This window comes from Streptomyces sp. NBC_00259 (genome assembly GCF_036181745.1).
Taxonomy (GTDB): domain Bacteria; phylum Actinomycetota; class Actinomycetes; order Streptomycetales; family Streptomycetaceae; genus Streptomyces; species Streptomyces pratisoli.
The window spans coordinates 6,178,141-6,192,216 of the sequence record NZ_CP108080.1; the positions used below are offsets into that span (position 1 = coordinate 6,178,141).

Here is a 14,076-nt window from a genome sequence, read left to right on the forward strand (position 1 = left end):
GCAGGGGGCACCCTCTCGCCGAAGTCCGTTAATCCTGGAGGTACAGCGTGACTCGCGCTGCAGCGTCGGCCGACTGGGAGCTTTCCCGGCACGTTGAATTCTGGCGGCAGCAGTTGGCGGGGATCGCTCCCCTCGAACTGCCGACCGACCGTCAGCGCCCCGTCGTGCGGTCGGCCGAGACGTCGACGTACGACATCGATGTCCCGTCCCACCTGCCCGCGGCCGTGGGCGAACTGGCCAGGCGCTACGAGGCCACCTCGCACGAGGTGCTGGTGGCCGCCGTGCAAGCGCTGTTCACCCGCTACTCGGGCCAGGACGACATCGCCGTCGGCACGCTCTCCCCGCGCAGCGGGCACACGGTCGTGCTGCGCAGCCGGGTCGAGGCGCGGGCCTCGTTCGGCGAGCTGGTCGCCCAGGTCAAGGAGACGGTGCGGGACGCCTTCGGCCATGACGGCGTCTCGCTCGCGCAGCTGGTGGACGCGCTGGCTCCGCAGCAGGACACCAGCGTGACCCCGTTCGTCCAGGCCATGGTCGTGGTGCGGGAGGAAAGCGGCGCGCTCCCGGCGCCGTTCGATCCGCTGGACCTCTCGCTTGAGTTCGCCGGCCCGGCAGAGCGGCCCACGGCGCGCATCCGCTTCAGCACGGCCCTCTTCGACGAGCCCACCGTCGCCCGGCTCGCCGGCCATCTCGGCGTTCTGCTGGCGGGCGCCGCCGCCGACCCCCGGCGCGCGATCCCGGCGCTGCCGATGCTCACGGACAGCGAGTACGACCAGGTCGTCCGGGAATGGAACGCCACCGACCGCGAGGTCCCCACCGGCACCTTCCCCGAACTCTTCGCCACCCATGTGGCGTCCCGTCCGGACGCGGTCGCCGTCATCGACGAGCACGGCACGGTGACCTACCGGGAGCTGGACGAGCGGGCCAACCGGCTCGCGCACCACCTGCGCGGGCTCGGCGCCGGCCGGGACGTCCTGGTCGGCCTGTGCGTGGAGCGCGGCGCCCCGATGGCGGTGGGACTGCTCGGCATCATGAAGGCGGGCGCCGCCTATCTGCCGCTGGACGCCGACTATCCGCCCGGCCGGCTCGCCTACATGCTCCAGGACTCCGGCGCGCGGTTGGTCGTGACGCAAAGGGGCCTGCGCGACCGGCTGCCGCACACCGACGCCGTCCTCGTCACCGTGGACCAGGACCCGGAGCCGGCCGACTCGGACCGCTACCCGCTCTCCGCGCCGGACGTCGAGATGTCCCCACAGGACCTCGCGTACGTCATCTACACCTCCGGCTCCACCGGCAAGCCCAAGGGCGTGCTGGTCTCGCACGCCGGAATCGGCAACCTCGCGGCCGTACAGACCGAGCACTTCGACGTCACGCCGGACAGCCGGATCCTGCAGTTCGCCTCCGCCAGCTTCGACGCGGCGTTCTGGGAGATCTGCATGGGCCTGGTCACCGGCGCCGCGCTGGTCATGGGCTCCAAGGACGCCATGCTCCCCGGCGAGCCGCTGGCCGCGTACGCCGTGGAGCACCAGTGACCGCGCCGCGGCGTGATCCGCTCTCCGCACCGGCTTCGTGAACACCTGTGCAGGCAGGGCCCGTTCGCGTGGCAGGGACGGCCGCGGGTCCCGGGCTGCCGGCGGTAGGGGAAACCCGACCAGGAAGTCTCGACCTAACTCTGATGACCTTGATGGTTCCCGCGGCTGCAATGGCACAGTGAGATTCCGTCGAGTCGAATACCCGGTCACTGCCGCGGAAGCGGTCACCGAACCCGCGAGCCCTGCCGTCCCCTGGTGGAACCGGAGGGGGACCTGGGCCACAGGATGGCTGCTCGCCGCCCTGTGGGCCGCCGCTTTCCCCGTGGTCTCCTCACTGGAGACGCACCGGCTCTGGGGAACGAGCGCCGCGCTGGGATACGCGGCCGCGGCAGCCGTGTCGTACGTGCGGCCCGGCCCGCGCGCCCGGCGTGCGGCGGTGACCGTCGCGCTGGTCGGTGCGGTGGTGGCGCCCCTGCTTTTCCTCGTACTGACGGGACGGGCCCAGAGCGAGGTCGACGTGATCGAGCGCTCCGGCCGACTGCTGCTGGAGCAGGGAACCCCGTACCTTCCCCACCCGGACAAGGTCACGGACTACACGCCGTACCTCCCCGCCATGGCTTTGCTCGGCATCCCCAAGGCGTTGACGGGCGACCACAGTTGGGCGGCGAGGCTGCTCGGTGACGCCCGGATCTGGTGCGCTGCGGTGTTCGTCCTGTGCCTGCACACGGGACGTCTGATGCTCCGCCGGAACAGTGCGACGGCCCCCCGTACGGGTCGGCGCGAGCGGATACCGTACGGAACGGCCGTGGCGGTGATGATCGCGTCTCCCGTGGTGGCCCTGCCCCTGTGCGTCAGCGGAGTGGACCTCCCGCTGACCGGCCTGTGCTGCCTCGCCCTCGCCATCGCGGCCCGCGGCCGCCCGGCGGCGGCGGGCCTGGTGCTCGCCGTGGTGTGCTCCCTCAAGTGGACCGCCTGGCCCGCGATCGCGGTGGCCATGGCCCTGCTCGGCTGTGTGGCGGGCCGCCGGGCGGCCGTGCGGTGCGCGGGCACCGTGGCGGCCGGCGCGACCCTGCTGATCGTGCCCGGCGCACTGCTCTCACCCGCCGCCATGGTCGAGCAGGTGCTCGCCTTCCCGACCGGACGCGGCGACCTGCCGACCCCCGCCGCCAGTCCGCTGCCCGGCCGGCTGCTGGCCGATCTCGGTCCGGCCGGCTGGTACGCGGCCGTCGGGCTGCTGATCTTCGGGGCGCTCGCCGTCGCCGTATCCCTCGTACAACGCCCGCCGGCTCATCTGCGGGCCGCGGCCGACCGGCTCGCGATCGGCCTGATCGTGGCCTTCACCCTGGCGCCCGCCGGACGCTTCGGCTATCTCGCACTGCCCATCGTGCTGATGGTGTGGGCCCGGCAGGCCGATCCGCGTGAACCGGTTCCCAGCCTGTTGGTGCGCGGCGCGCGGCCCGGCCGCGCCGCCCCCGTCGTCCCGTCCCGAGGCCCGTACGCACCCGCCGGCACAGGAGGAAAACGATGACCGACCCGGCCCCGTCCCAGCGGCTGTACCCGGCCGACAGCTCCCGCCCGCTGCACCGGGCAGGCAGCCGAACCGCGGGCCGGGCGGACAGCCGAACCGCGGACCGGACGGACAGCCGGCCCGGCAGGCGCACCACGGGCGTGGCCGCCGCCCTGCGCTGGGCGGCCCCCCGCTGCTCCTTCGTGGAGGAAGAGGTCGCCGGCCTCGGCGAGTTGGTCGCCCCCGGCGACGTCTGCCTGGACATCGGCGCCGAATACGGCCTCTACACCTGGACGCTGGCCGCCCTGGCCGGGCCCTCGGGGCGCGTGCACAGTGTCGAACCCCTGCCCGGCCCAGCCCGCTGGCTGCGCACCGGCGCCCGCCTCCTGGGGTGCGGCAACGTCACCGTCCACTGCACCGCCCTCGGGGCCCGCCCCGGTCACGGCACCCTGAGCCTGCCCCGGCGCAAGGGACTGCCGGTGCACGGGCGCGCCTTCCTGACCCAGGGCGCCTCCGGGCCCGGCCCCAACAGCGAGTTCCGCACCTCCCGGCCGGTGCGCACCCCGGTCCAGACACTGGACCAACTGGTGCGCCGGGCAGGCATCGAGAAGCTCGGCTTCGTGAAGGCCGATGTCGAGGGCGCCGAACTCGCCGTCCTGACCGGAGCGCAGGAGGCGCTGCGCCGCTGCCGGCCGACCCTGCTGCTGGAGATCGAGAGCAGGCATCTGGACAAGTACGGCGCACGGCCCGCGGACGTGGTCAGCCACCTCCAGGACTTCGGATACGGCCTCCACCGCCGGTACCGGGGGCGCTGGACCGAAACCACCCGCATCACCGACGACTTCCGCAACTACCTCTTCGTCTCCTGAGAGCCCATGTCCGGCAGTCGAGATCATCCACACCGAAGGCAGCGACGGCACCCATGAGCACCACTCTCGTCATCACGAACGACTTCCCGCCTCGCCAGGGCGGCATCGAGACCTTCGTCCACGCGCTGGCCACCCGTATACCCGGCAACGACGTGGTGGTCTACACCTCGAACGAACCGGGGGCGGCCGAGTACGACGCCACCCTGCCGTTCCCCGTGATCCGGGACTCCACCCGCACCTTGCTGCCGACCCGGCGCGTCACCCGAAGAGCGATGGCGATCGCCCGCGAACACGGCTGTGACCGGGTCTGGTTCGGCGCGGCGGCCCCGCTCGCCTACATGGCCTCCGACCTACGTCGGGCCGGCATCCGCCGGACCGTCGCCACCACCCACGGCCATGAGATCTGGTGGGCCCGTACGCCCGGGGCGCGCCAGGTCCTGCGGCGCATAGGCGACAGCGTGGACGTGGTGACCTACCTGGGTCAGTACACCCGGTCCCGGATCGCGCCCGCCCTCGGACCGAGGGCCCGGATGAGCCGGCTCGTACCGGGAGTCGACCCCGAGGACTTCCGGCCCGACCTCCCCGCGCAGCGCGTCCAAGAGCTCCGTGACGACTACGGCATCAGCGGCAGGAAGGTCATCCTGTGCGCCTCGCGCCTGGTGCCGCGCAAGGGGCAGGACACCCTCATCCGCGCCCTCCCGCTCATCCAACGAGCCGTACCACAAGCGGCGTTGGTGATTGTCGGCCAGGGCCCGCACGAGCGGCGGTTGCGCGCCCTGGCCCGTAAGCACACCGCGGAGGGCTCCGTCGTCTTCGCGGGCGGCAAGGGCCACACCGACATGCCCACGTTCTACGCGGCGGCGGACGTCTTCGCCATGCCGTGCCGCACCAGGCGCGCCGGCCTGGAGGCGGAGGGCCTGGGCATCGTCTTCCTGGAGGCCGCGGCCAGCGGACTGCCCGTGATCGCCGGCGACTCCGGCGGCGCACCCGACACCGTGCTCGAAGGGAAGAACGGGCATGTGGTCGACGGCACGGACGTCAAGGCCGTCGCCCGGACCATCGCGCTGACACTGCTGTCGCCGGACCAGGCCGCGATGGGCGCCGCCGGACGCGAGTGGGTCGAGCGGCAGTGGTCCTGGGACGCTTCGGCCCGCTACCTGACGCAGCTGCTCGACCCCGATCTCGAAAGGGTGCCCGAGCAGGACGTGTGCCCTCGCTGACGAAGCCGACGACGGCGTACGGGTCCGGTGATGGCGTAAGGGGCAGCCGAAGCGCAGGCGTACGGGCCGGCCGCTGACGTGCGGCCCGCCCCGGCCTGCGATGGCCTCCAACGCCCTCCGACTCTGCCGATGGTAGGGAAAACCCTCCCCCAAAGACTCCTCACAGGCCCACTGTCCAGCGACTTCGCCCGTGCTGGACTGGACGTAACACCCCCCGACCCCACCGAGGAACCACCGATGCCACTGCTCACCGACGTCCACCTGCCGGCGACCCAGATGGTCTCCGTCTCCAAGAGCTACCCCGGCGCGGCGGGGCCGGTGCCGGTGCTGCGCGAGGTCACCGTGGGGTTCCCGGCGAAGTCCATGACCGCGATCATGGGCCCGTCCGGAGCGGGGAAGACGACCCTGCTGCACTGCGCCGCGGGGCTGGACCGTCCCACCAGCGGACAGGTGCTCCTGGGCGAGACCGACCTGGGCGCCTGCGACGAGCGGCAGCTGACACTGATCCGGCGCAGTCGCATCGGCTTCGTCTTCCAGCAGTTCAACCTCCTGCCCATGCTCACGGCGTACGAGAACGTCGCCCTGCCGCTGCGGCTGAACGGTGGTCGGCCCCAGCGAGCGGTCGTCATGGAGGCACTGCGGCAGGTGGGCCTGGAGGACAAGGCGGGGCGGCGCCCCGCGCAGCTCTCCGGCGGCCAGCAGCAGCGCGTGGCCATCGCCCGGACCCTGGTGGTCCAGCCCGAGATCGTCTACGCCGACGAACCGACCGGATCGCTCGACCGGCAGACCGGCCGGCAGATCATGGCGCTGCTGCGGGACCTGGTGGACCGGGCCGGCCGGACCGTGGTGATGGTCACCCACGACCCGGTGGCGGCAGCCTGGGCGGACCGGGTGGTCTTCCTCTACGACGGCCAGGCCGTGGACAAGATCGACAACCCGAGGGCCGAGCAGGTCGCCGCCCGCCTCGGCCTCTGGGAGTCCTGATGTGGCGTCTGTCCGTACGCTCGGTATGCCATTACTGGGCGCTGTTCGCGGGAACCTTCATCGCGCTGGCCCTCGGCGTGGCGCTGATCGGGGTGTCGGCTGCGGCGCTGGCCGCGACCTGGAACGTGCCGCAGCCTTCCGGCTCCGGTAACCCCTCCATCACCCTCAAGGACGGCGAGGGCACGAGCCACACGCTGATCACCGGCGCCCCCGACATGGGCGGGATACAGACCGTACTCGTGATGGCCGCTGTCGTCTCCGCCTTCGTCACGGTCTTCGTCATCGCCGGAACCGGCGCGTTCAGCGTCGCCCTGCGCCGCCGGGACATGGGCCTGCTGCGGCTGGTCGGCGCGGGCGGGCCGCAGGTACGGCGCATGGTGATCGGCGAGTCGGTGGCGGTGGCGGTACCCGCCACCCTCGTGGGCTGCGCGGCGGCGGCCGTCGCCACACCGCTTGCACTGAGCGGCCTCAACGGCACCGGCCTGTCGCCCATCGACATGCGCACCGGTGCGCTCGGCGGACCCCTGCTGTTCGCCGCGGCCTGCGGTTTCGCCATCGCCGTACTCGGCGCGACGGCCGCCTCCCGGCAGGCCGCGCGCACCGGGCCCGCCGAGGCGCTGCGCGAGGCCGATCTCGACTCCCGGGCGATGACCACCGGACGCGGGACGACGGGTGTCCTGCTGCTCATCAGCGGCGCCGTGATGCTCGCCCTGGCCCCGGGCGCCGGCTCGGAGGCGGCCACTCCGCTGGCTCTCTTCGGCCCGATGGCGCTGACCCTGTCGACGGCGCTGCTGGGCCCCCTGTATCTCCCGCCCCTGGTAAGGCTGTTGACCGCCGGGCTGAAGCGGACCCAGTCGGTCTCCGGCCTCCTGGCGGTGGAAGCGGTCGTCACCTCCAGGCGCCGGACCGCCTCACTGGTCGGACCGGTCCTCGCCATCGTGGCCATCGTCGGCACCTTCACCTCGGTGCTGGCCACCACCGGCGCCACCGTCACCGCCGACGACCGGCAGCGAACAGCGGGCCAGTTGGTGGTGGAACCCGTCTCGCCCGACTCGGGCGAGGGCCTGAACCCCGACGTGCTGACCAAGCTGCGCGTTCAGCCGGGTGTGCGTGCCGTATCGGCGCCCGCTCCGCTGGACGTCGCGGTGGCCGGGCCGTACTCGGCATGGCAGGACGACGCGGCCGTCGCCGATGTACCGGACCTGGCCCGTACCCACAGGGTCAGCGCGCTGGAGGGCAGTGTCCGGGCGCTCGCGCCGGGCACGGTCGCGGTCTCCAAGGAGTTCTCCGACTGGTACGGCGTCCATGCGGGCGACCGCCTCACCTACGGGCGCTTCGGCGGCGAACCGGTCACGGCCGAAGTGACAGCCGTGCTGGACGGCGGCTCGGCGGTGCCGCACCTGGTCCTTGCGCCCGGCACGAGTGGAGCGGCGGCGCCACAGCGGGCGACGGTCCTGCTCGAGGAGACGCAGGCCGGCGCCGTCGAGGCGACGGCGGCACGGCTGAACAGCGAACTACGGGACGTGGGCGTCAAGGTAACACCCACCGCGGACTGGTTCGGCCACTCCACCAGTGACCAGGACCGGCTCAACGACCTGGTCCTGCTGGTACTGATCGGACCCGCCTCGGTGTACGCGCTGATCGCGGTGGCCGGCACCTTGGTCATGTCCTACAGCCGACGGGGCAGGGAGATCGCCGGGATGCGCATGGTCGGCGTCAGCGAGGAACAACTGCGCCGGATGGCCCTGTGGGAGAGCCTGACCACCACCCTGGTCGGCGCGGGCATCGCCGCCGTCGTGATCACCCTCGGCCTGTGGGCATACCGGGGAGCGCTGAAGGCCACGTACGGAACGGTCGACATCAGCGTCCCCTGGGCAGTTCTCGCTGGACTGGTCGCCGCGTGCCTCGCGGTCGCCATCGCCGTGGCGGTCTCCGCGACGCGGCGCCTGGCCGGCCGAGGCGCCGTTGCCGTGCTCAACACACGCCAATGAAGTCAACGAGGGCTAACGTGGTAGCACGCTCCTCTATGCTGAGCACCTGCATACTCAAACACACCTGCTGAAACGGCGTCCTGCCACCAAGTAATCGATTGTCCGGTTCAGTTCCCCCACACTGGGCCGACTTCAGCACTCAGGAGTCGCCATGCGCGTTGCATTGGCCGAAGATTCCGCCCTGTTGCGGGTGGGGATGGCAAGGTTGCTGGCGGACGAAGGTATCGAGGTCGTCGCATCATTGGGCGACACCGAGAACATTCTCCAAGTAATCCGCGAACTCGCTCCCGACGTGGCGATCATGGATGTCCGGATGCCGCCCACCTACACCGACGAGGGCATCCGAGCGGCCCGCGAGGTCCAATTAGTCTGCCCGAGCACGGCAGTTCTGGTTCTGTCCCAGTACATCGAGCATGCCTACGCGGAAGAGCTCCTGCGCAACGCCCCCGCTGGCTCCGGCTATCTGCTGAAACAACGGGTCGGCGACTTCGACGAGTTCCTCTCCGCCCTCAAGCGGGTGGCCAAAGGCGAGACCGTGCTGGACCCTGAAATATTCAAACAGTTCGTCGGAAACCCCCGGGAACGCCGCGCCACCGACCTCCTCACCTCTCGCGAACGCCAGGTCCTCGAACTCGTCGCCACCGGCCTCACCAACAGCGGCATCGTCAAGCGCCTGGGCATCTCGGAACGCGCTGTGGAGAAGCACGTCACTTCAATCCTGGGTAAATTGCAGATCCCCGCCTCAGGAGAAAACCATCGCCGTGTACTGGCCGTGCTCGACTATCTACGTGGGATGGAACGCAACCGCGAAGCCGAGGCCCCTGCCCTCTGAGCCGCCCCGTTATGTTTTTCGCGGTCCTGCAAGAGGGCCGCTGGCCTCCGCGCCCGGCACGACTTTTGCCCCCTGTCGAACGGATGACCTGGGGGTGGTGTCACCGGGCCCGAAGGGTGCCGTCGGAGACGCTGATGAGAGGTCCGACCACCGCCTGGCCGGGCGCAATGCCCAGCCGTTCGCGGGCGGCAGGTCTGCATAACGTGGATGCGCGAGAACGGCCCCGACGCCCAGGCCGGCACGGCATCGAGTGAGTGGGGGCACGGTGATCGACACCAGAAACGTGAGCGTCTTCCTCGGCCTGGACGTCGCCAAGAGTACGCATCACGGGCACGGGCTCACCCCGGGCGGCAAGAAGGTCTTCGACAAGCCGCTGCGCAACAGCGAGCCGAAACTGCGGGCCGTCTTCGAGAAACTGGCCGCGAAGTTCGGCACCGTCCTTGTGGTCGTGGACCAGCCCGCCTCCATCGGTGCCTTGCCGCGGACCGTCGCCCGCGACGCGGGCTGCCAGGTCGCCCACCTGCCCGGACTGGCCATGCGACGGATCGCCGACCTCTACCCGGGCGAGGCGAAGACCGACGCGAAGGACGCGGCCGTGATCGCGGACGCCGCCCGCACGATGCCGCACACCCTGCGCTCCCTGGAACTGACCGACGAGCCGGCCCGGAGCGTGGCGGCGATGTCGGCCATGGGCGCCGGGTTCTCGGTGGCGACGTCGAGGTCCTGGCTGGGGCGGTTCACGAGGCGGTGTGCCCGCACGGCGTATCCACCGGTGAGAACCAGTGGATACGGGGAACCGAGGGCGATCACATCCGCCAGGAGCCGCGTGTGCAGCTCCGGCATGTCCGTCACGCGGCTGCCCGGGTGCGGGAGGCGAGCTGGGGGAAGGCGTCTTCCCACACGGAGCGCACGCTGCGGCCGACGAGGGTGCGCAGCACCGGCCACATCTGGAGGAGCAGGTCCTGGTTGAGGTAGCGGGGGAGGTCGTTGTGCAAGCCCTCGTGCAGGACGGTGCGGTACAGGCCCATACGCTGGCGCGGCTTGCCCAGGTCGTATGAGGTCATCCCGGACCAGGCCATGTGCAGCGGCAGATCCACGACACCGTGTGTCGGCCCGTGCAGCTCGTCAAGCGACTTGGGCAGACGGCGGCGGAACTTCTCCCGGTACAGCGCGAGGTCCTCGGCGTCCGCGCCCGAGACGTCCCTCGGGGCCGGTGCGGGGTGCTGTGGACTGGAGGACATGACTCCATTATGGCGGCCGGAGATGTTGCGAGGGTCATGATGTGCGAGCTGGCGTCCGGAGCGAGCGGGGGCGTTTCCCCGGGGTGAGCTGGTTGCCGTACTCTGCTCAGCCCTGAGCTGGACGGACGGACGGCTTTGACGCTCTGGGCGTCTACACGAAGGACGACGAGCCGAGAAACCGGCTCTGACCAGGGCTTTTCTGGGATCCGCTCAGGCCGGCATCTTTCCGATGGCGGATCGCGTGATGCGCCGTGTCACTCAAAGACTCCGCGCCCGGCCAGAAGTCCCAGAAAAGTCCCAGAGGTACCTATGGGTTCCCTCCCGCCCCGCATTTGCGCAGGTCAGGAGGGGTTTCGCGTGGCTTTCTCTCAGAGTCTTCAGATGTCGCGGAAGATCTCGATCTGGGCGCCGACCGAGTTGAGCCGCTCGGCCAGTTCCTCGTAGCCGCGGTTGATGACGTACACGTTGCGCAGGACGGACGTGCCCTCGGCCGCCATCATCGCCAGCAGGACGACCACGGCGGGGCGCAGGGCCGGCGGGCACATCATCTCGGCGGCGCGCCAGCGGGTCGGGCCCTCGACGAGGACGCGGTGGGGGTCGAGGAGCTGGAGGCGGCCCCCGAGGCGGTTGAGGTCGGTGAGGTAGATGGCACGGTTGTCGTAGACCCAGTCGTGGATGAGGGTCTGGCCCTGGGCGACCGCCGCGATCGCCGCGAAGAACGGCACGTTGTCGATGTTGAGTCCGGGGAAGGGCATCGGGTGGATCTTGTCGATCGGCGCCTCCAGCTTGGAGGGGCGCACGGTCAGGTCCACCAGTCGCGTACGGCCGTTGTCGGCGTTGTACTCCGGCGTACGGTCGTGGTCGAGGCCCATCTCCTCCAGCACGGCCAGCTCGATCTCCAGGAACTCGATCGGGACGCGACGGATCGTCAGCTGGGATTCGGTGACGACGGCGGCGGCGAGCAGGCTCATCGCCTCGACCGGGTCCTCGGAGGGGGAGTAGTCGACGTCGACGTCGATGGTGGCCACACCGTGGACGGTCAGCGTCGTCGTGCCGATGCCCTCGACGCGTACCCCGAGCGCCTCCAGGAAGAAGCACAGGTCCTGGACCATGTAGTTGGAGGAAGCGTTGCGGATGACGGTGACGCCGTCGTGGCGGGCCGCCGCCAGCAGGGCGTTCTCGGTCACGGTGTCGCCGCGCTCGGTCAGCACGATCGGACGGTCGGGGCTGGTCGAGCGCTCGACGACGGCGTGGTAGAGCCCCTCGGTCGCGGTGATGTCCAGGCCGAAGCGGCGCAGCGCGATCATGTGCGGCTCGATGGTGCGCGTACCGAGGTCGCAGCCGCCGGCGTAGGGCAGCCGGAAGCGGTCCATGCGGTGCAGCAGCGGTCCCAGGAACATGATGATCGAGCGGGTCCTGCGGGCGGCGTCCGCGTCGATGGCGTCCATGTCGAGACGGGCCGGCGGAACGATCTCGAGGTCCGTGCCGTCGTTGATCCAGCGGGTCCGTACACCGATGGAGTTCAGCACCTCCAGCAGCCGGTAGACCTCCTCGATCCGCGCGACGCGGCGCAGCACGGTACGGCCCTTGTTGAGCAGCGAGGCGCAGAGCAGCGCGACGCAGGCGTTCTTGCTGGTCTTGACGTCGATGGCACCGGAGAGGCGGCGCCGGCCGACGACCCGCAGATGCATCGGCCCGGCGTAGCCGAGGGACACGATCTCGCTGTCGAGCGCCTCACCGATACGGGCAATCATCTCAAGGCTGATGTTCTGATTGCCGCGCTCGATGCGATTGACGGCGCTCTGGCTGGTGCCGAGTGCGTCGGCGAGCTGCGCCTGTGTCCAGCCCCGGTGCTGACGGGCGTCACGGATGAGCTTGCCGATGCGTACGAGGTAGTCGTCTGCCATAGCGGCAGGCTATCTCAGATATGAGATGAGGCGTCCACTGGGGTGGACCATTCGGGTGATGCGCGGTTTTGATCCTCCATCATGGGGTGGAGTGGTGCAAAACGGACTGCTCCATATGGGCGTCTGCCGCTGTCGCGTGCTGCTTCCAAGGTCCCCGTGGTCCGGCCGCGTTCACCGGAGTCCACGGCGACGGTCCCTGCCCGGCGTGCTCGCACGCCTCATGGGCGCGGGGATCCGTGGTCTGTCACGGGACCGCTGAGCCGGCCCGCGACCAGCGCCAGCCAGCCGCTCGGGGCGTACGGCGCGGGAGGGTCGACCTCCATGCCCAACTCGGCCAACGCCAAGGCGCAGTCGGCCTCGTCGAGGCCGAGAGCGAGCAGTTCGTGTATCTCTCCGACCAGATGGGCCACGACCTGGGGGTCCGTCCCTGCCGCGTAGTCCACCACCGCAGCGTCGTGCTCCTCGAACTCGTCCGGCATGTCCTGTGAGAACCAGCCCCCCCCAGGAACTGCCCGAGTTCCGGAAATCGTGCGTGCCACTCCCAGTGGGTGACCGGTACCGAAAAGGGCGGTACCTCGCCCTGCTCGATGCTCCGCCTGACGTGACCGGCGAGAGCGAGCAGCCAGTCCTGGATCGCGGACTCGGGCAGGCCGACGTCCGGGACGGGGTAGAACTCGCCGAGCTTGAGGCGGAGCCGGCCGGGAGGGTTGCGCGCATACTCGCGTAGCTGGGCCTCCGCGGTGGCCAGCGCCGCGGGGCGGGTGTGCCAGGTGTGCCGCAGGTACGCGGTCAGGGCGACGCTCGGCCGATCCTCGGTATCGTCGGCCAGCCGGCCCGCATACGCGCGGAGGACGTGGTCCAGCTCTCCGTAGCGACGGTCGTGTTCGAGGGGCTTCATGGGCATGCGCGGTGGGCCTTCGCTGAGGGCGGGGACAAGGACTGGAGATGGACCGGGAAGGTGGCGTGCACCACGAAGCCGTGCGGGCTGGCTGCCTCCCGCCTGAGGATCACCCGCGCGGACCGTACATCGACGGGATCACGGCCTGTCAGCATCATGGCCTGCAGCAACACCCGGCCGACCGGTTCGGGTCGCGACGGCCAGGATGCCTCGATGGTCAGACGAGACCGGGTCGACCGGGCGAGCCAGCGGTGGATCAGCTGCTCATTGGCCGTGACAACCTCCTGTGTGGCCCACTGGGCAGTCTCGCGGTCGGGATAGGTCGAGCTCCTGGTGCGTACGAGCGGGGATGCCGGCATGGTGACTGCCTTGTCGTCGGGAGAGCGGAGAGAGACAGGAGGAGATCAGTGCGCTTCGAGAAGGTGTGCGGTCGCCACCCGCAGAATCTCGCGCAGGACGGGCGGCGTGGCCCAGGGGACCGCCGCACGCAGGCTCGCGCCGGAGTCCGAGCGCGCGTCGATGAGGAGAGCCGCGTGCAACTCCTCGGCCAGGCGAGGGAGAAGGAAGCGGCAGCCGTCCGGATGCTCACTCGTCACCCCTGCCACGACTCCCTCCTCGAACGAGTCGTACTCGTCGCCCTCGACCCACCAGGAGAAGTCCCGCAGACCCGAGAACCGCAGTTCGGCCTCCCACAGGGACATCGGCAGCTCGTTGAAGCAGAGGAGGCCCCGGTGCTGTGCCTCCCTCAGTACTCGGGCCGTGTCCTTGAGGAATCGTGGGCCCTCCTGGTCGCCGGCCGCGGCGGCGAGCCGCTCCGCAAAGCCGTGCGGCAGGGGAGTCCCGGGGCGCTCCTCCAGAGTTTCCGCGATGAGGTCGAGGAGGGCGGACAGGGTCGCACTCGGCATCGCCCAGTTCGCCGTGGGGGAGTCGGCCAGCGTCCGGTTGAAGCGCGCGAGCTCCTCGTCGAACGGCGTCGGCGGCGTCCTGCCGCGTGCTGCGACAGCCATGTCGATGAGCCTCGCCACCGCCCCATTGTTGAAGACTGCGCCGGTATAGGTAGTCACGGCTGCCAGGTGTTCCTCTCCGCCTCTGGTTCCC

11 protein-coding genes and 3 pseudogenes are annotated in these 14,076 nt (G+C 70.5%); 8 read left to right on the forward strand and 6 right to left on the reverse strand.

Annotation, left to right across the window (positions count from 1 at the left end; genetic code table 11):
• Positions 1–47: 47 nt before the first annotated feature.
• From OG766_RS27800 to OG766_RS27835, 8 genes and pseudogenes are all read left to right on the forward strand, one after another.
• Entirely contained in the window at positions 48–1,529 is a 1,482-nt protein-coding gene (locus OG766_RS27800; RefSeq protein ID WP_328726456.1) for an AMP-binding protein, read from the forward strand.
• A 178-nt stretch (positions 1,530–1,707) separates the two neighbouring features.
• Positions 1,708–3,057 carry a glycosyltransferase 87 family protein gene (locus OG766_RS27805; RefSeq protein ID WP_328726457.1) on the forward strand — a complete coding sequence of 450 codons (1,350 nt, stop codon included), beginning with the start codon at positions 1,708–1,710 and terminating at the stop codon, positions 3,055–3,057.
• On the forward strand, positions 3,054–3,905 hold the full coding sequence (locus OG766_RS27810; protein ID WP_328726458.1) for an FkbM family methyltransferase: 852 nt from the start codon (positions 3,054–3,056) through the stop codon (positions 3,903–3,905). The genes OG766_RS27805 and OG766_RS27810 overlap by 4 nt, the downstream gene beginning before the upstream one ends.
• 53 nt (positions 3,906–3,958) lie before the next feature.
• Positions 3,959–5,125, forward strand: coding sequence for a glycosyltransferase family 4 protein (locus tag OG766_RS27815; RefSeq protein ID WP_328726459.1), 1,167 nt, complete (start codon positions 3,959–3,961; stop codon positions 5,123–5,125).
• Positions 5,126–5,362: 237 nt separating this feature from the next.
• Positions 5,363–6,109, forward strand: coding sequence for an ABC transporter ATP-binding protein (locus OG766_RS27820; RefSeq protein ID WP_328726460.1), 747 nt, complete (start codon positions 5,363–5,365; stop codon positions 6,107–6,109).
• Complete coding sequence (locus tag OG766_RS27825) at positions 6,109–8,100, forward strand: FtsX-like permease family protein (protein ID WP_328726461.1); 1,992 nt, start codon at positions 6,109–6,111, stop codon at positions 8,098–8,100. The genes OG766_RS27820 and OG766_RS27825 overlap by 1 nt, the downstream gene beginning before the upstream one ends.
• A gap of 151 nt (positions 8,101–8,251) precedes the next feature.
• Positions 8,252–8,932 carry a response regulator transcription factor gene (locus OG766_RS27830; RefSeq protein WP_328726462.1) on the forward strand — a complete coding sequence of 227 codons (681 nt, stop codon included), beginning with the start codon at positions 8,252–8,254 and terminating at the stop codon, positions 8,930–8,932.
• Between the two features lie 265 nt (positions 8,933–9,197).
• Positions 9,198–9,656: pseudogene (locus OG766_RS27835) on the forward strand (IS110 family transposase); the annotation flags it as partial.
• Here the strand turns inward: OG766_RS27835 and OG766_RS27840 are convergent.
• The 6 genes and pseudogenes from OG766_RS27840 to OG766_RS27865 all read right to left on the reverse strand — a co-directional run.
• Positions 9,590–9,775 (reverse strand): annotated as a pseudogene (locus OG766_RS27840) (hypothetical protein); the annotation flags it as partial. The pseudogenes OG766_RS27835 and OG766_RS27840 sit on opposite strands and share 67 nt — an antisense overlap.
• Before the next feature lie 5 nt (positions 9,776–9,780).
• Positions 9,781–10,173 carry a hypothetical protein gene (locus tag OG766_RS27845; RefSeq protein ID WP_328726463.1) on the reverse strand — a complete coding sequence of 131 codons (393 nt, stop codon included), beginning with the start codon at positions 10,171–10,173 and terminating at the stop codon, positions 9,781–9,783.
• A gap of 377 nt (positions 10,174–10,550) precedes the next feature.
• A complete protein-coding gene (locus OG766_RS27850) occupies positions 10,551–12,080 on the reverse strand; it encodes a helix-turn-helix domain-containing protein (protein WP_266387747.1) in 1,530 nt (509 codons plus the stop codon).
• Positions 12,081–12,298: 218 nt separating this feature from the next.
• Positions 12,299–12,984, reverse strand: a pseudogene (locus OG766_RS27855) (contact-dependent growth inhibition system immunity protein).
• Positions 12,975–13,337: an RNase A-like domain-containing protein gene (locus OG766_RS27860; RefSeq protein WP_328726464.1), complete on the reverse strand. Its 363-nt coding sequence runs from the start codon at positions 13,335–13,337 to the stop codon at positions 12,975–12,977. Before OG766_RS27860 ends, OG766_RS27855 begins: the two are co-directional and overlap by 10 nt.
• Before the next feature lie 45 nt (positions 13,338–13,382).
• Positions 13,383–13,985 (reverse strand): hypothetical protein, encoded by a 603-nt coding sequence (locus OG766_RS27865; protein ID WP_328726465.1) that lies wholly within the window; start codon positions 13,983–13,985, stop codon positions 13,383–13,385.
• Between the last annotated feature and the right edge of the window lie 91 nt (positions 13,986–14,076).